This window comes from Mesorhizobium sp. M7A.F.Ca.US.006.01.1.1 (assembly GCF_003997935.1).
Classification (GTDB): domain Bacteria; phylum Pseudomonadota; class Alphaproteobacteria; order Rhizobiales; family Rhizobiaceae; genus Mesorhizobium.
In genome coordinates, this window is record NZ_RZQL01000169.1 from 1 (window position 1) to 16,025 (window position 16,025).

Here is a 16,025-nt window from a genome sequence, read left to right on the forward strand (position 1 = left end):
GTTCGCTCCACCCCCTCCTGTATCGCCGGAGACGGTCGGCCTATCCTGTCCACCTCCACCGCCAAAGATACCTCCCGCGCCACCACCCGCCAGCGCCGGGGCGGCACCAACGGTTGTGCTTGCCAGGAGCAGAAGTGCCACACTTCGCGTGATGCCCCGCCTAGCAACAGGCTGGCGCGCATTCGAGCCGACCAAGGATCGCTGGCGGTGCGACAGGTTCTGTCGCGAGCCGCCGGGCACGGTATGCGGCAACCATGCCGCGGGGCGGCTGTCGCCGCGCAGTCCTGCAATTGCTGCTTCGTGGTCCATGATCCGCCCCCTGAAAACAGCCGGACCATTTGCGCAACCACTCCGGCCCGCAAGGCCCGGCGAAACGAATGAGACGATGCGTCGAGAAAATGAGATACTAGGCAAACTCAAGCTCGGCTTGCGCGTCCTCGAGCGCACGGCTAACTTCGTGTCGGGGACAGCATAGGGGGAGCGTCATTGGATAAGCCGGCGACGGATTCGCACGGCAAGAGGCCATCCTCCCGCCTGGACATTTCGGTCAGTCCGGGAAACGCGCGCGATTTCGATCTATGGCGTCATGGCCTGTCCCCCCTCTACGAGATGGATACGCCTGACGCTTCGGCGCGCGCCTCGTATGCCGCCGAAATGACCAGCTATTATATTGCCGATGTCGGCATCGCCACCGGTTCGGCGTCAGCCGCCAACTTCGAACGGACCCCGCTGACCATCGCCCGCGGCGGGCTCGACAACATCTGCCTGCTGATCTACTCGGAGGGAGGCTGCGGGCTGGACACCGAGGGCCACTCGGCCGAGGTCCATCCTGGCGACGTTTGCTTTCTCGACATGACCCGGCAGAGCGCGTTGCGTGCGCCACGCTACCAAAACCTCTCGGTCGTGCTGCCGCGCGCCCTGCTTACCCCGCTGGTTGCCGATCTCGACGGCCTGCACGGACGCATCCTGCAAAGATCGACGTCGCTCAACACCATGCTGGTGAGCCATCTGCGCGCGCTCTTCGACGAGGCCCCCGTGCTGACTTCGAAGGATGCGGGCGCCGCCGCGCACGGCACGGCCGCCCTTGTCGCGGCATTCGCCGGCGCATCCGCCAATGGCCGCGAGGTGATCGAGCAGGCTTCCGCCAGCGCGTCCCTGCAAACCGCGCGCCGGCTCATCGAAGCCAAGCTGCATGAGCCGGATCTCGGACCGGATCTCGTATGCCAGCGGCTTGGCATGTCACGCGCCAAACTCTACCGGCTGTTCGAGCCGATCGGTGGCGTCGGCGAGTATATCCAGCAACGGCGTTTATCGCGCGCCTACCAGGCGCTGACCGACCCTGCGCAGGCAAACCTCTATATCGGCGCTATTGCCGTGCAATGCGGCTTCGGCAGTGCGTCGGTCTTCAGCCGCGCGTTCCGCAGCGCTTTCGGCATCTCTCCGACCGATCTGCGGGCCAACAGGCGCGTCGACACGGGCGCCCTCTCCGATGACAGCGCCTTCACGACCATGCGGCGGCTGCTGCTTGGAATGGGCTCGCGCCGCAGATAGAAGGCGGCGAAGCCGCGCTCCGGAAACTCAGGATGATCAAGCACCTCCGCCGGCATTCGGCGCTTGCATCCACCGGTCTGTAACCGTCGATGTCGGTCAGCACACCATGCCTGCGGCTCAGCGAGCAGCCGCCTGTTGGACCCGGCGGCTGTGTCCTGTGGACGTTGGCTCATTGAACAACGCCTTCGGAACTCCCTCGAAATCCGGCACCGCGATGGAGGCGGTCAGAATGTCGGCGGCGTGTTGACCCAGAGGATGCGGACCGTGGTCGAACCGATATTGCGGTAGCCGTGGCCGAGTTCGGAGTTGAAGTAGAACGCGTCGCCTGCCTCGAGCGCCACCACGTTCGCCTCGACCAGCAACTCGACCGAACCTTCGAGCACGTAGCCGAATTCCTGTCCCTTATGGCTGATCAACTCGGGGCTGCCGCCGCCGGCCTCGATCACGTGGACGTTGATCTGCAGCAGATATTCTGGACCGGATGGCACCAATTGCTCGAGCACGACATGGTTGCCCGAACGCCGATGCCCCGTCTCCATGTGCGGACGCTCGTTGTGCCGCAAAACGAACACTTCCGAGGCATTGTGCTGCAGCGTGCCGAACATCGCGTTCATGTTGATGCCCAGCGCCTGCACCAGCCGGTGCAGAGCCGCCATCGAGGGCGTCGCGCGGTCGTTTTCGATCTTCGAGAGATAACCCTCTGTCAGCCCGATGCGCGCGCCGAGCTCTTCCAGGCTGAGGCCAAGCACCTGTCTGGCATGGCGCAGCTTGACGCCGATCCTCGGGGTTCCGTTTTTGTCGCGCATGTCAGGTCCGCGTCTTCATCCAGTCCGCCAGCTTCGCCAACAGGAAATCGACTTCCGCCTCGGTGTTATAATGAGCCAGCCCGATGCGGACGACGCCGTTGCGGTCCGCAAGCCCTAGCCGCTTGATTGGCTCCAAACCGTAATTGTGGCCGTGCCAGAGATAGATGCCTTCCTTTGCCATCGCCTTGGCGATATCGGCGGGATCGGTTCCGTCAACAGTGATCGACACGGTAGGCACCCGGCGCGCCAGCGCCGCCACATCTGATATACCCTGGATCAAGACGCCATCGATTCTGGACAATCCGGCAATCAGCCGTGCTGTCAGGACACGCTCATAACTGTCGGCGACTTCAATGCCGGCGACGATGCGCTCTCGCCGCGTCGCCTGCGGGTGGACGTTGCCGAAGGACTGTCCGAGCCAGGCATAGTGCTCGACGGCGCCAAGCACCCCGGCAAGCGCCTCGCGGCTTGTCGTCCCCGTCTCGAATTTTCCAGGTGGCGTGTTCGAAGCCGCGCGCACTCTATAGGCGGTCAGCGCCTGCAGCAGATCGAACCGGCCCCACAACACCCCGTGATGCGGTCCGAAAAATTTGTAGGCCGAGCAAACCAGGAAATCACAGCCAATCTCCTGGACGTCGATCACCCCATGCGGCGCGAACTGCACCGCGTCGATGTAGCTCAGCGCCCCGACCGCGCGTGCGCGCTGTGCAATTCGCTTCACGTCGTTAATCGTGCCGGTAACGTTGCTCGCATAGCCGACGGCGACCAGCTTGACCTGCTCGTCGATAGTGGCCTCCAGCGTCGACAGGTCGAGTTCGAAGGTTTTTGGATCGAGGTCGATCCAGCGCACTTCAAGCCCGCGATCCTCCGCCAGCATCAGCCAGGGTGCGACGTTGGCGTCATGATCCATGCGCGTCAACACGATGGCGTCGCCGGCGTTCAGATCGCGGCCGATGGCGCGCGAGACGGCGAAAGTCAGCGTCGTCATGTTCTGGCCGAACACCACCTCACGCCGGTCCGCGGCATTGAAGAAATCGGCCATCGCCTGATGCGCGTCGTCGACCATCGCCTGGGCCGCGAGTGAGGTTTCGAAATAGCCACCAAGATTGGCGTTGGTCTCGATCATGGCGCGCGTCATACGATCGATCGAACGGCTCGCCATCTGCGTTCCCGCGGGATTGTCGAAGAAAATCCGCTTCTTCGGCTCGGCACCTCTCGCCATCGCCGGAAAAGCATCGCGGACTGTGTCTATATCCATGTCTGAATTCCGTGTCTGATGATCGTTGTGTGGCGGTCCCTAGACCGCCACCGGCTGCGGCTTCATGTGTTCAGCCGGCCGCTTCATGGATGGCGACAGCGCGAGCCGGGAAGCCGGATCCGGCCTTTGGCTTTGGCCAGCTTGCCATTATCAACGCGCCGGCTTCAGGCACCTTGTCGAGATTGGCCAGGAGCTCGATCTGCCAGCAGTCGCGGGACAGCACATAGTATTCCAGGCTTGCGTCACCCGCGGACGTGGCGCGGCCAGGATCGGTGTCCATGCCCTCGTGCCCGATCGCAGCGACACCGCGGCGTTCCAGAAGTTCCTCCAGCACCGGCTTCGACCAGCCCGGCGCATGCGAGATACCGTCGGCCGACTTGTTCCGAAACGCCACGGGGTCTGGCCAGCGCGGCCACCACCCGGTGCGAAGTGCGACAAAACACTTTTCGAGGATACGGCCGTTCCGTGTCTCCCAGGCGGAAATGTCGTCGAGCGTCGGCGTCGCGTCGGGATCGGCGGCGACCCTGTCGCTGATGTCGAGGATGACCAACGGCAGAAGCATCTCCGCCACCGGCAGTTGGTCGATCGAGCGGCCGCCGTCGATGAAGTGCACCGGCGGATCGACATGGGTGCCCCACTGTCCGACGAAGGCGTAGTGGTGGACCTGGAAGGCGTCGCCCTTCGAAAAATCGAGCAGCGCACGGCGCTCCTCGTCCGGGAAGGCCGGGAAATGCGGCTGGCCCGGATGAAACGCATGCGTCAGGTCGGTGAAGGTCGCGGCGGAGAGCCGCGACCTGTAGATGTCCCAAAGGGAACCCGGTGTGGACAAGATCACGGCTCCGCGACGAAGGTCGGTGCCGCTTCACTTGCCAGGACAAGCTTGCCGTCCTTGACACCGATGACCGAGACCGACTTGTCCGGCACCGAAATGCCCGGGCGGTAGGTGATCGTTCCGGTCACGCCGTCGAGCCCGGACGTAGCGGCCAGCGCGTCACGTATCTTGGCCGGATCCGGCGCACCGGCACGCTTGATCGCGTCGGCCATCAACTTGACCGAGTCGTAGCCGAGCGCAGCGAACGCGTTCTCCGGGGCATTGCCGGCCGACTTGGTGTAGGCGTCGATGAAGGCCTGCACCTTCGGGGTGGCGCCCTCACCGATATAGGCGTGGGTGGTGAAGTAGGTGTCCTTGGCCGCGTCGCCGCCGACCTGGATCAGCAAAGGCGTGTCGTAGCCGTCGCCGCCGACCACTGGCAGGTTGATGCCGGCCTGGCGCATCTGCTTCAAGATCAGGCCGATTTCCTCGGCATTCGACGAGGCATAGACGAAGTCGGGCTGCGGCGACAGCGCCTTCAGTTTGGCGATCTGCGCGGTAAAGGTCTTGTCGCCGATCTTGTAGGTGTCGCGCTCCAAAATCTTGCCCCCGCCATGCTCGTAGGCGGTGACGAAGTAGTCCGACAGCAGCGTTGTGTATTCGGTGCCGATGTCGGTCAGCAGGTACGCGGTCTTGCCGTTCAGCTTGTTCAGCGCAAATTCCGCGCCAACCGCAGCCTGAACGTTATCGCCGAAGGCGGCGAGGAAGATCTCGTTGCCGAGCTGGCTCGGCAATTTCGGCGAGGTCGCGCCGGGCGTGATGAACGGGATCTGCGCCTTCTGGACCTGCGGTCCGATGGCCAGCACCGAGTCGGAATCGGCGAAGCCGATGATGCCGACGACCTTGTCGCTGTCGATCAACTGGCTGGCGACGGTCGAGATCGTCGTCGAATCGCTCTTGGAGTCGTAGATCACCAGTTCTATCTGCTGGCCGAGCACGCCGCCGGCGGCGTTGATTTCGCTCGCTGCCAGCTTGGCGCCGTTCAGCATCGGACCGTCGAGCGAGGCCTGAATGCCGGTCAGGTTTGCCGGATAGCCGATCTTGATCGTGTCGGCAGCAAGTGCCGTGCTGGCCGAGGCAAGCGCGAAGAATGCGCCCAGTCCCAGGCCGATGGTGCCGCGTCGAGTGAGTTTGATCATCGTTTTCGTTCCTCTGTCTGGTTCACCGTTGCCGATCTTTGGGTTAATCCGAACGTAAGTTCCCGGTCCCCCATGATCCCCTTCGGCCGGAAGATCATGACTAGAATGAAGATGAAGCCGAGCACGATCTGGCTGGCGCCAAACAGGGCCGGCACCGCGAAATCGCCGATCGTGAAGCCGCGTTCGACCGAGCGCAGGACCTCCGACAACAGCGAAACGCAGATGACGCCGACCACCGCGCCGGTCAGGGAGCCCATGCCGCCCAGCACCAGCATTGTGATCAGGCTCATCGTCAGCGCGAAGTAAAAGGTGTTCGGCGAAAACGAGCCGAGATAATGTGCGTAGAGCGACCCGCCGACGCCTGAGAAGAACGCGCCGATGACGAAGGCGATCAGTCTGGTCCGCAGCACACCGATTCCGACAGCGCTGGCCGCGATTGTGTCGTCGCGCACCGCCTTCATGGCGCGCCCGAAAGGCGAATAGACCAGGCGCGCCAGCACGAACACCGTGATGGCGAGCCAACCCATCACCCAGGGCAACGTCGTTTCCAGCGGCACGCCGGTGAAAGTGCGGGCGCCTCGGGTGAAGTCCGACGCATTGATCAGCACGACGTTGACGATAATCAAGAATCCCATCGTCGCCACCGAAACGAAATAGCCCGACAGGCGCATCAAGGGATAACCGACGACCACGGCAAGCAGTGCCGTCAGAAGACCTGCCACCAGTGTCGCCGGCAGGAAGGGGAGGCTGAAAGCATGCAGAAACGCCGGCAGATGCGGCAACAATGCCATCTTCTGCTGCACCGGGATCGACAGGATCCCCGAAATATACGCGCCGGCGCCGATGAAGCCGACATGACCGAGCGAAAACACGCCCGTAAAACCGTTGCTCAGCGACAGCGCCAGCACCAGGATTGCATTCAGCGCGATCAGCAGGATAATCCGGACGAAATAGTCGCTCAGCACGTGCGGCGCACCGAATGCGACAGCCGCTCCCGCCACCACGGCGACGAGGACGAGGAGTGTGATCCGCGCTTCCCGGCTCACAGCTTTATCTCCCGGTTTGGCTGCAGCAGCCCGCCCGGGCGCACCAGGAGAAAGGCGATCAGCACGGCGAAGACGATTGCGTCGCGATAGGACGAGACGCTGCTCGGCAGGAATGCGACGATGAAGATCTCCAGCGCGCCCAATATGTAGCCGCCGACCAGGGCGCCCGCGATCGACCCGAAGCCGCCGATGATGGCCGCCACGAAAGCCTTCAGGAGCGGTGTGAAGCCCATCTGCGGCTGCACCACGCCGGCCTGTGCCGCCCACAGAATGCCGGCGAGGCCGGCATAGGCGGATGCGACGATGAAGGCGACGATGATCAGCCGGTTGACGTTCAGACCGACAAGGTGCGCCGCCGACATGTCCTCAGCCGCGGCGCGCATGCCGAGCCCAGTCGTGGTGCGCGTGATGAACCAGCCGAGGAGCAGCAGCGACACGAAGGTCAGCGCGATGGTCAGGAGATTGATGCTGGTGAAGGTGATGGCGCCGTTCGACATTTCCCAGGAGGTGTTGAGAATATCGGGGAGTGGAAAATTGCGCGGCGAGGAGGTGAACACCAGGATGCCGACATTCTCGATGATGTAGGTGACGGCGAGGCTGGTCAGCAGTCGCGCAACGTCGGGCGCGTCGCGGATCGGGCGGTAGGCGATGCGTTCGATGAGGAAGCCGGCGGCGGCGGCCGCGGCGATGCCGCAGATCACGGCGACCGGGAACGGAACGCCGATGCCGACCAGCAAGGCAACCCCGAAGGCACCTACCATCATGACGTCGCCATGCGCGAAATTGGTGAGCTTGAGGACGCCGAAGACGATCGACAGGCCGACCGCCACCAGTGCGTAGAGGCTGCCGAGGCTCACCGCATTGACGATCTGCTGCAGGATATAGTCCAGCTGGGTCATGTTGCCGCCCCGAGATATGCCTGCGCCACGCGTTCGCTGTCGCGCAGTTCCGCGGACCGGCCCGACAGCGCCACCTGACCCGTGCGCAGCACATAGGCTCGGTCGGCGAGGTCCAGCGCGAGCGTGATGTTCTGCTCCACCAGCAGCATCGTCATGCCCTGGCGCTTCAGTTCGGCAAGCGCGCTGAAGATATGGCGCACCAGCAGCGGCGCAACGCCGAGCGAAGGCTCGTCGAGCAGCAGCAGGCGCGGCGCCGCCATCAGCGCGCGCGCCAGAGCAAGCTGCTGCTGTTCGCCGCCCGACAGCGTGCCGGCCAGTTGCTTCAGCCGCTGCCTGAGAATCGGAAACAGCATGAACATGCGCTCGCTGTCTCTGAGGACGGCCTCCTTGTCGGTACGGGTGCAGGCGCCGAGCCGCAGATTGTCGGCCACCGTCAGGCCGCCGAACAGGCGCCTGCCCTCCGGGCTCTGCGCGATGCCCAGACTGACGATGCGCGACGGAGCGATACCTCCAATCGGCTTGCCATCGAAGATGATCTTGCCGCCGCGCGGCCGCGACAGACCGGAAATGGTGCGCAAGGTCGTGCTTTTGCCCGCGCCGTTGGCGCCCACCAACGCCACCACCTCGCCGGCATGGACGTCGAGCGAAATGCCCTTCAGCGCACGCACCGCGCCGAAATTGACCTCGAGGTTCTCGACGCTAAGCAGAACGGGGCTAGGCGTGGCCAAGATACGCCTCCCGCACTTTCGGGTGTTCGCATACCTGCTCCGGTGTTCCGACGCAGATCACCTCGCCCGTCGCCAGCACCTGGATGCGTTCGCACAGAGCCATGATCAGGTCCATGTCGTGCTCGACAACGACCACCGTTACGCCGTAGCGGTCACGGATTGTCCGGATCAGCGCTGCCAATACCTTGGTCTCGTTGGAATCAAGCCCGGCTGCGGGCTCATCGAGCAGCAGCAGTTGCGGGCCGGTCGCCAACGCACGCGCAATCTCCAGCCGCCGCTGATCGCCATAGGGAAGATCCGCGGCGACCCTGCCGGCCTGATCTGTCAGGCCCATGAGGTCGAGGAGTTCGTCGGCCTTCTGCCGCGTCGCGGCCACCCGCTCGCGATAGCGCCGACCGCGCAGCACGGTGTCGGCGGCGCCGATAGGATGGCGCAACTGCGCCGCCGTCAGCACGTTCTGTGCGACGCTGAGGCTGCCGAACAGGCGAGAACCCTGAAAGGTGCGGGCGATGCCCATCGCGACGATCTGCGATGTGCGCAGGCCGACGATCGAACGGCCCTCCATCTCGATGCTACCGGAATTCGGCTGGGAGAAACCGGTGATCAGGTTGAAAAGCGTGCTCTTGCCCGAGCCATTCGGCCCGATTACCCCAACGATTTCACCTTCGTGGAGCTCGATGGAATGATCCCGCAGGGCAACCAGCCCACGAAAGGCTTTTGTCAGCCCAACCGTCTTCAACAGCACTCGACTCGACTGTCTATCCACGCGCCGGTTTGCCCCTGTCCGCCCTCGCCGCCCCGTTCGGCCCGGTCAAGCATCAAATGGACAATTCGAACGGCAAGATGTCAAGGCCTATTCCTAGCAGGAAAGCTGTATGCCTGCCTCGGCTCGACCGATGCCGCGACATGACGAAGACGATCAGCGACCGGTCCGTAAACCTGGGCCGGCCTCGGACCGCGCTTCCGCTAGCTTGTTATCTGTTCGGCGACGGCTTCTTCGAGGCCGGCCGCGGCTTGGGCGGCGAGACCGCGCGCCGCCGCCTGTGAATCATAAAATTCCTCGAGCGCATGAACCCTGCCCCACCGCAGCGTGAACACGTGGAGACCACGGTTGACGTAGGACGTATCGCCGTTGAGCAGGGTTGCGGTGCCATCCCACTGGGCAAACACGGTGGTATGCCACGGCCAGCCCTTCACCCAGATGTGGTTGACCGTGAGATGGAGAGTGGGCAGAACACGGCCGAGGCGCTCGAACCAGCGGCGCAGGGCTTGCTTGTCGTGGCGCTCCCCACCAAGCGCGTGGGCGCCACCAACCCGGTGATGGACATGCGGCGCAATGGCCTTCACCGCCGCGTCCCAGCGATGGTTGTTGACGTCGTCGAAGCTCTGCCGGATCGATTTCTCGACAAAATAGCTGTAAAGCATGACCTCTCTCCAGACTTGTTGGTGGCGCGCCGTTCCGGCGCAAGAGCCCCGGCCAGCATCGCGCGGCCGCGGCCTGCGCGTCAGGTCAGGGCATTGTCGCATCGGCTCGCAGGGATGTGTCGGTCTCGGTCGAGACCGTCACCTCCTTGCCGGACCTTGAGAACGCATAAAGCGAGCCTGGATAGCCCGGTATGGAAAACGCCACGGAGTCACTGTTGGCGAGGCCCATGACAACCCGCAGCGGATCACCCCCGGCCTTCGGTGCGAAAGTGGCGGTGACCTCCAGCAGGTCGCCGTTCGGAACGTAGTAGGCCACCATGTCCAGGTGTCCCTGGTGCAGGCTGCCGCCTTCGATCGGGCGTCCAATGGTGGTCTCCTCGGCAAGAGCCGGGGTTGCAAGAAACAGCGCCGCCAGGAGAGAGGCGCCCAAGGCTTTGCGTATCATCCTATTTATCCTTTTTTAGATTGTGTTCACCCTCTATATAGGGTATAGATTACGAATGCAATCTAAAAAAAGGAGATGACGATGCGTGTAAGTCGCGCTCAGGCCGCGGAAAACCGCGAGACCGTGATCAATGTGGCAAGCCGGCTTTTTCGGGAGCGCGGCTTTGACGGCATCGGCCTCAAGGACCTGATGAAGGGGGCCGGGCTGACCCAGGGCGCCTTTTACAAACAATTCGAGTCGAAGGACGATTTGGCAGCGCTGGCATCCAGGCGGGCGATGGAAAGCGCCACCCGTAAATGGTCGGCCGCGACCGCGGCAAATCCTGGGAACCCGCTCGACGGGGTGATCTCATTCTACCTCAGCATGGATCATCGCGGGGAAAAGATGGACGGCTGCCCGGTCGTTGCGCTCGGCTCGGATGCGGCCAGGCAAGGTGCCGAGGTGAAGGCGTCATTCGAAGCCGGCATCAAGGCGTACCTTGAGATGCTCGGCGGTTGGGTTGGCGAGGGCGACAGCGAAAAGACCGGCAACAAGGCAATGGCCGTTCTCTCGACGATGGTCGGCGCGGTCGTGCTCTCGCGGGTCGTCAACGACCCCGACCTTGCGCGGGCTTTTCTGGATGCGGCGGCCGATCAGGTTCGCGAAGCAGTCGCCGCTTGAACGGCGCGAGCAGCGCCGCCGGCACACCAGGGATAGGAGAGCAGATGCAACGGATTGTTGTCACGGGCATGGGAGCGGTCACGCCGCTTGCCGCCAATGTCGAAGCGTCCTGGTCACGCCTGCTTGCCGGCCGGTCGGGGGTTCGCAGGCTTCCTGACGATGTGGTGGGAGATCTGCCGGTCAAGATTGGCGGCGTGGTTCCCTCCCTGGGCGAAGATCCGGAGGCTGGTTTCGATGCCGATGCCGTCCTGTCCGCGAAGGATCAACGCAAGGTAGACCGGTTCATTCTCTTCGCGCTGGCGGCGGCGGAAGAGGCGCTTGCACAGGCGCAATGGAAGCCTGCCCTGGAAACGGAGCGCCTGCGCACGGCCACGATCATCGCTTCAGGGGTCGGAGGGTTCCCCGCCATCACTGAGGCAGTGCGCACGGTGGACCTGCGTGGCGCCCGCCGCCTGTCTCCCTTCACCGTGCCGTCCTTCCTGGTAAACCTCGCGGCGGGCCACATCTCGATCCGTCATGGTTTCAAAGGTCCACTCGGCGCACCGGTGACGGCATGCGCTGCGGGCATCCAGGCGATCGGCGACGCCGCCCGCCTGATCCGCGCCAACGAAGCCGACATCGCCGTATGCGGCGGAACGGAAGCGTGCATCAACACCGTCAGTCTCGGCGGTTTCGCCGCCGCCCGTTCTCTTTCGACCGGCTTCAATTGGGCGCCCGCTCAAGCCTCGCGCCCTTTCGACACATCGCGGGACGGCTTCGTCATGGGCGAAGGAGCCGGCGTCCTGGTCATCGAGGCATTGAGCCACGCGCTGGCGCGCGGCGCAAAGCCGTTGGCTGAGCTCGTCGGCTACGGCACGACGGCGGATGCCCACCACGTCACCTCCGGGCCAGAGGACGGCGACGGCGCGCGCCGGGCCATGCAGATCGCGATTGCCCAGGCAGGGATTTCGCCACACCTGGTTCGTCATCTCAATGCGCATGCGACCTCCACGTCAGTCGGCGACCTGGGTGAGATCGAAGCGATCAAGAGCGTGTTCGGGCGCGATTTCGCGATAGCTGTCAGTGCGACGAAATCGGCGACCGGACATTTGCTCGGAGCGGCCGGCGGGCTTGGTGCGATCTTCGCAATCCTGGCGCTCAGGGATCAGGTCGCCCCGCCCACCCTCAACCTGGGCGAGGCCGATCCGGCCGGCGAGGGAATCGACTTCGTCGCCAACGCGCCCCGACCCATGGAAATGGAGTACGCGATCTCCAATGGCTTCGGCTTTGGCGGCGTGAATGCCAGCGCCCTGTTCAGACGCTGGAACTAACTGGTGGCCAGACGCAAGCACGCAGCCATCAACAACGCCCTTTGCCCCGGCCGCTTATGCTTTTCCCAATCCGATCCAACGCAAAGAAGGATATGATTTCCATGAACAAGACCAATCCTGGCGTCGCCCTGGTCACAGGGGCATCTTCCGGCATCGGGCGCGCTACCGCCGACGCCTTGCTCGGCGCCGGCTTTCGCGTCTTCGGAACCAGCCGTCGCGCGGCCTCCCAGCCATCCCACGGCGTTACCATGCTGACCTGCGACGTGACCGACGACGCGTCCGTCGCGAAAATGGTCGATGACGTTCTGGCCAAGGCCGGACGCATCGACCTGCTTGTCAACAATGCCGGCATGGGCCTGTTTGGCGGCGCGGAGGAGTCCTCGACCGCCCAGGCCAAGGCGCTGTTCGACGTGAACGTCTTCGGCGTCTTGCGCGTGACCAACGCGGTGCCGCCGGCGATGCGGCGTCAAGGCAAGGGCAGAATCGTGAATTTGAGTTCGGTACAGGGGTTCATCCCCGCTCCCTATTTCGCGCTCTACTCGGCGACCAAACATGCCATCGAGGGGTATTCCGAGTCGCTCGATCACGAATTGCGCCCGTTCGGCATTCGCGTTTCGCTGGTGGAGCCCGCCTATACCCGCACATCATTCGAGGACAATCTTGCCGCCCCCGACCGGTCGCTCGAAATCTACAACTCCGCGCGCGCCGGGATGACTGTATCCGTGCGGAAATCGATGGAGAAAGGCGATGCGCCCGAAGTGGTCGCCAACACCGTTTTGGCAGCAGCGACCGATCCAGCGCCCAAGAACCGTTATGCGGCGGGAAAAATGGCGCGCCAGGTCAGTTTCCTGCGCCGTTTCGTCCCCGCGTCCGCATTCGACAAGAGCCTGCGCAAGCAGCTTGGGCTGCCGGCCTGAAGTCGAGCGCTGCCTTGGCGCGTCAGCGAGCAGCCGCCTGTTTCTCGAGCCTGCGGGCATATTGCGTCAGCGGAAAGCACATGACGAAGAAGATCAGCGCCACCAGCCCGTAGACCTTGAACGGTTCGAAGGTCGCATTGTTGATGGCATTGGAGGTCCGCACCAGTTCCTCGAAGCCGATGATGGAGGTCAGCGCCGTCGATTTGATCAGCTGAACCAGGAAGCCGACGGTGGGTGCGCGGGTGATCGAAAACGCCTGCGGCAGGATGATCAGCCTCAGCTCCTGCAGATAGTGCAGGCCGAGGCTGGCGCCGGCGTCCCATTGGCCGAGGGGTAGCGCCGCGACGCCGGAGCGCCAGATTTCGGCGAGATAGGCGCTGGCGAAGAAGGTGAGGCCGAGCGCCGCCGCGGTCCACGGCTCGATGCGCAGGCCCAGCATCGGCAGGCCGAAGAACATCAGGAACAGCTGCATCAAGAGCGGCGTGCCCTGGAACAGGGCGATGTAGCCGGAAGCGACACGCCTGCTCCACTTATTTTTGGCGATCCTGAAAAACAACACGATCAACCCGACGATGCCGCCGCCGATGAAGGCGGCCAGCGATAGCAGCACTGTCCAGCGGGCGGCGAGCAGCAGGTTGCGGACGATGTCCCAGAAGGTGAACTCGATCATGACACGCCGGCTCCGAGCGCACGGCGCCCGCCTGACACCAGCAGCCGGCGCAAGGCCATCGACAGAGCGAGATAGACCAGCGTCACGACGAAATAAGTCTCGAAAGAGCGGAAGGTGCGTGCCTGCAGCATGTCGGCCTCGTAGGTCAGCTCGCGCACCGCGATCTGCGACACGACGGCCGACTCCAGCATCATGATGACGATCTGGCTGGTGAGCGCGGGATAGATGATCTTGAGTGCCTGCGGCAGCACGATCTTGACGAAGACCTGGCGTGGCCGCAAGCCCAGCGCGAGCGCCGCTTCCGTCTGCCCGCCAGGCACGGCGTCAAGCCCGGCGCCGACGATCTCGATGGTGTAGGCCGCCATGTTGAGCGTCATTGCCAGCATGGCGGCCAGGATCGGGTCGAGCCGGACGCCGAGGCTGGGCAGCCCGAAGAAGATGAAGAACAGCTGCACCAGGAACGGCGTGTTGCGCATCACCTCGACGTAACAGGCGATTGCCCGCCTGAGCAGAACCGGGCCGTTTCGTCGCCCCGCGGCACCCAGGATGCTGAGCAGCGTTCCGGCCAGCGTGGTCACGGCGATCAGCAGGATCGTCGTGGCCGCGCCATGCGCGATGTCGCCCAGGGCACCCGGGAGCCAGGCAAAGGCCACGGAAACTCAATCCTTGAGATTGTCGGGATTGAGCGGCGTCTTCAGCCAGGCTTTCGAGCTTTCGTCCAACTTGCCGTCGGCCAGCATCTTGGCGACCGCATCGTTGACGGCCTTCTTCAGGCTGTCCTCGTTCTTGTTGAGGCCGATATGCGAGGGCGAGGTCAGGAGCTGGAACTTCTGCTCCGGCTTCAGCGCGTCCTGCTTGGCCAGCACCTGCGCGCCGACGTCGTTGCCGACGACCATCAGCTGCGTCTGGCCGGAGATGAAGGCCTGGATCACCGAATTGTAGTTGTCGAAGCGCTTGATGTCGGCCGACGCCGGTGCGGCCTCGGTGAGCGACGTGTCTTCCAGCGTGCCACGATTGACGGCGATCGACTTGTCGGCGAGGTCTTCCTTGCCCTTGACCGTCAGAGCCGCCGGACCGATCACGGCGATGTAGTAGGGCGCATAGGCGGCGGCGAAGTCGATGACCTGCTCGCGTTCCTTCGAGTAGCCGACGCTCATCAGGATGTCTACGCGCTTGTCGTTCAGATACGGGATGCGGTTCTGGCCGGTGACGGCGATGGGGTTGAGCTTCACCTTGAGCGTATCGGCGATGTATTGCGCGACATCCATGTCATAGCCCTTGAGGCTCATGTCGGCGCTGGCCGAGGAGAAGGGCGGAAAGTCGGCGAAGACGCCGACATTGATGGTGCCGGCCTTGGTGATGTCCGCCAGAGCATCGGCGCCGGCGGCCTGAACCGCAAGGCCGAAACCGGCCGTGCCGAGCATCAGCACGGCGGCGATGGATGAGAATGTCTTTCGGATTGTCATTGTTATTCCCCTGTCTGGAAGCTTGTTTGTTGGATACGGCCGCCGGCTCCAGCGCGGCGGCCGCCTTGCTTTTCTGAAAGTCAGGCGCCCTTGCCTGTGATTGCCGGGCTGAACACCATCAGGCTCAGGATCTCGAACAGCACCTGCGCCGCGGCGTGCGCCGTGTTGGTGGTGGCGTCATATTGCGGCGCCACCTCGACGACGTCGCCGCCGACGATGTTGAGACCTTTGAGGCCGCGCAGCAGTTCGAGCACTTCACGCGTCGTCAGACCGCCGACTTCCGGCGTGCCGGTGCCCGGCGCGAAGGCCGGGTCGACGCTGTCGATATCGAAGGAGACATAGGTCGGGCCGTCGCCGACTATTCTGCGCGCCTTCTCGATGATGGCCGGAATGCCGAGACCGGTCACCTCCTCGGCATGCACCACGGTCATGCCGGACTCGTAGGTGAACTCCCACAGATACTCGGCCGAGCCGCGGATGCCGATCTGGATGGTGCGCGTCGGGTCGAGCACGCCGTCGAGCACCGCGTTGCGGAACGGGCCGCCATGGTGGAACTTGGTCATGTCGAACAGGCCACTGGTGTCGCAATGGGCGTCGATATGGATCAGCCCGACCGGGGCTTTCTTGCCGACGGCCTTCAGGATCGGATGGCTGATCGAATGGTCGCCGCCGATCGAAAGCGGGATGACGCCGGCATCGACGATCTGATTGGTGCGGCGCTCGATGTCCTCATGGCTGGTCTCCAGCCGGTAGCGGCTGCGGAACGGCGTGTCGCCGATGTCGGCGACACGGAGCTCATGTGTGGGCGCGCATTCCAGCACGTGATTGTAGGGA

General features: G+C 63.8%; 18 protein-coding genes and 1 pseudogene. 4 read left to right on the top strand and 15 right to left on the bottom strand.

Annotated features, from left to right (window positions below; all coding sequences use genetic code 11):
• Window positions 1-309: pseudogene (locus tag EN943_RS37980) on the bottom strand (hypothetical protein); the annotation flags it as partial.
• A 177-nt stretch (window positions 310-486) separates the two neighbouring features.
• On the opposite strand from EN943_RS37980, the gene EN943_RS25360 reads away from it, so the two are divergent.
• Entirely contained in the window at window positions 487-1,551 is a 1,065-nt protein-coding gene (locus tag EN943_RS25360; protein ID WP_127415089.1) for a helix-turn-helix domain-containing protein, read from the top strand.
• Window positions 1,552-1,775: 224 nt separating this feature from the next.
• Here the strand turns inward: EN943_RS25360 and EN943_RS25365 are convergent, their stop codons facing one another.
• The 10 genes from EN943_RS25365 to EN943_RS25410 form a co-directional block, all read right to left on the bottom strand.
• Window positions 1,776-2,357, bottom strand: coding sequence for a cupin domain-containing protein (locus EN943_RS25365; RefSeq protein WP_027040059.1), 582 nt, complete (start codon window positions 2,355-2,357; stop codon window positions 1,776-1,778).
• A gap of 1 nt (window position 2,358) precedes the next feature.
• Window positions 2,359-3,615 carry a cysteine desulfurase-like protein gene (locus EN943_RS25370; RefSeq protein ID WP_127415090.1) on the bottom strand — a complete coding sequence of 419 codons (1,257 nt, stop codon included), beginning with the start codon at window positions 3,613-3,615 and terminating at the stop codon, window positions 2,359-2,361.
• Window positions 3,616-3,685: 70 nt separating this feature from the next.
• Complete coding sequence (locus tag EN943_RS25375; protein WP_127415091.1) at window positions 3,686-4,444, bottom strand: cyclase family protein; 759 nt, start codon at window positions 4,442-4,444, stop codon at window positions 3,686-3,688.
• Window positions 4,445-4,446: 2 nt separating this feature from the next.
• Window positions 4,447-5,625, bottom strand: coding sequence for an ABC transporter substrate-binding protein (locus EN943_RS25380; RefSeq protein ID WP_027040062.1), 1,179 nt, complete (start codon window positions 5,623-5,625; stop codon window positions 4,447-4,449).
• Window positions 5,622-6,671 (bottom strand): branched-chain amino acid ABC transporter permease, encoded by a 1,050-nt coding sequence (locus EN943_RS25385; protein WP_127415092.1) that lies wholly within the window; start codon window positions 6,669-6,671, stop codon window positions 5,622-5,624. Before EN943_RS25385 ends, EN943_RS25380 begins: the two co-directional genes overlap by 4 nt.
• Window positions 6,668-7,570 carry a branched-chain amino acid ABC transporter permease gene (locus EN943_RS25390; protein ID WP_024502052.1) on the bottom strand — a complete coding sequence of 301 codons (903 nt, stop codon included), beginning with the start codon at window positions 7,568-7,570 and terminating at the stop codon, window positions 6,668-6,670. Before EN943_RS25390 ends, EN943_RS25385 begins: the two co-directional genes overlap by 4 nt.
• Window positions 7,567-8,298, bottom strand: coding sequence for an ABC transporter ATP-binding protein (locus EN943_RS25395; RefSeq protein WP_127415093.1), 732 nt, complete (start codon window positions 8,296-8,298; stop codon window positions 7,567-7,569). The genes EN943_RS25390 and EN943_RS25395 overlap by 4 nt, the downstream gene beginning before the upstream one ends.
• Window positions 8,285-9,064 carry an ABC transporter ATP-binding protein gene (locus EN943_RS25400; RefSeq protein ID WP_164778361.1) on the bottom strand — a complete coding sequence of 260 codons (780 nt, stop codon included), beginning with the start codon at window positions 9,062-9,064 and terminating at the stop codon, window positions 8,285-8,287. Before EN943_RS25400 ends, EN943_RS25395 begins: the two co-directional genes overlap by 14 nt.
• Window positions 9,065-9,264: 200 nt before the next feature.
• Complete coding sequence (locus EN943_RS25405; protein ID WP_127415094.1) at window positions 9,265-9,723, bottom strand: nuclear transport factor 2 family protein; 459 nt, start codon at window positions 9,721-9,723, stop codon at window positions 9,265-9,267.
• Between the two features lie 85 nt (window positions 9,724-9,808).
• Window positions 9,809-10,168 carry a hypothetical protein gene (locus tag EN943_RS25410; RefSeq protein ID WP_127415095.1) on the bottom strand — a complete coding sequence of 120 codons (360 nt, stop codon included), beginning with the start codon at window positions 10,166-10,168 and terminating at the stop codon, window positions 9,809-9,811.
• 81 nt (window positions 10,169-10,249) lie between these two features.
• On the opposite strand from EN943_RS25410, the gene EN943_RS25415 reads away from it, so the two are divergent.
• From EN943_RS25415 to EN943_RS25425, 3 genes are all read left to right on the top strand, one after another.
• Window positions 10,250-10,828, top strand: coding sequence for a TetR/AcrR family transcriptional regulator (locus EN943_RS25415; protein ID WP_127415096.1), 579 nt, complete (start codon window positions 10,250-10,252; stop codon window positions 10,826-10,828).
• Between the two features lie 44 nt (window positions 10,829-10,872).
• Window positions 10,873-12,138, top strand: a complete 1,266-nt coding sequence (gene fabF, locus EN943_RS25420; RefSeq protein ID WP_127415097.1) for a beta-ketoacyl-ACP synthase II — start codon at window positions 10,873-10,875, stop codon at window positions 12,136-12,138.
• 101 nt (window positions 12,139-12,239) lie between these two features.
• Complete coding sequence (locus tag EN943_RS25425; RefSeq protein ID WP_127415098.1) at window positions 12,240-13,055, top strand: oxidoreductase; 816 nt, start codon at window positions 12,240-12,242, stop codon at window positions 13,053-13,055.
• 22 nt (window positions 13,056-13,077) lie between these two features.
• On the opposite strand, the gene EN943_RS25430 is transcribed toward EN943_RS25425, so the two are convergent.
• The 4 genes from EN943_RS25430 to EN943_RS25445 form a co-directional block, all read right to left on the bottom strand.
• Entirely contained in the window at window positions 13,078-13,725 is a 648-nt protein-coding gene (locus EN943_RS25430; RefSeq protein ID WP_127415099.1) for an amino acid ABC transporter permease, read from the bottom strand.
• Complete coding sequence (locus EN943_RS25435; RefSeq protein WP_127415100.1) at window positions 13,722-14,378, bottom strand: amino acid ABC transporter permease; 657 nt, start codon at window positions 14,376-14,378, stop codon at window positions 13,722-13,724. The genes EN943_RS25430 and EN943_RS25435 overlap by 4 nt, the downstream gene beginning before the upstream one ends.
• Window positions 14,379-14,384: 6 nt before the next feature.
• Window positions 14,385-15,191, bottom strand: a complete 807-nt coding sequence (locus EN943_RS25440) for a transporter substrate-binding domain-containing protein (protein WP_127415101.1) — start codon at window positions 15,189-15,191, stop codon at window positions 14,385-14,387.
• Window positions 15,192-15,271: 80 nt separating this feature from the next.
• The coding region (locus tag EN943_RS25445) for an arginase family protein (RefSeq protein ID WP_127415102.1) at window positions 15,272-16,025 on the bottom strand (754 nt) is incomplete at its 5' end.

Coding starts and splice junctions, on each gene's coding strand:
- EN943_RS25365 (WP_027040059.1), bottom strand. CDS start 2,357: ATGCGCGACAAAAACGGAACCCCGAGGATCGGCGTCAAGCTGCGCCAT.
- EN943_RS25370 (WP_127415090.1), bottom strand. CDS start 3,615: ATGGATATAGACACAGTCCGCGATGCTTTTCCGGCGATGGCGAGAGGT.
- EN943_RS25380 (WP_027040062.1), bottom strand. CDS start 5,625: ATGATCAAACTCACTCGACGCGGCACCATCGGCCTGGGACTGGGCGCA.
- EN943_RS25390 (WP_024502052.1), bottom strand. CDS start 7,570: ATGACCCAGCTGGACTATATCCTGCAGCAGATCGTCAATGCGGTGAGC.
- EN943_RS25405 (WP_127415094.1), bottom strand. CDS start 9,723: ATGCTTTACAGCTATTTTGTCGAGAAATCGATCCGGCAGAGCTTCGAC.
- EN943_RS25410 (WP_127415095.1), bottom strand. CDS start 10,168: ATGATACGCAAAGCCTTGGGCGCCTCTCTCCTGGCGGCGCTGTTTCTT.
- EN943_RS25415 (WP_127415096.1), top strand. CDS start 10,250: ATGCGTGTAAGTCGCGCTCAGGCCGCGGAAAACCGCGAGACCGTGATC.
- fabF (WP_127415097.1), top strand. CDS start 10,873: ATGCAACGGATTGTTGTCACGGGCATGGGAGCGGTCACGCCGCTTGCC.
- EN943_RS25425 (WP_127415098.1), top strand. CDS start 12,240: ATGAACAAGACCAATCCTGGCGTCGCCCTGGTCACAGGGGCATCTTCC.
- EN943_RS25430 (WP_127415099.1), bottom strand. CDS start 13,725: ATGATCGAGTTCACCTTCTGGGACATCGTCCGCAACCTGCTGCTCGCC.
- EN943_RS25440 (WP_127415101.1), bottom strand. CDS start 15,191: ATGACAATCCGAAAGACATTCTCATCCATCGCCGCCGTGCTGATGCTC.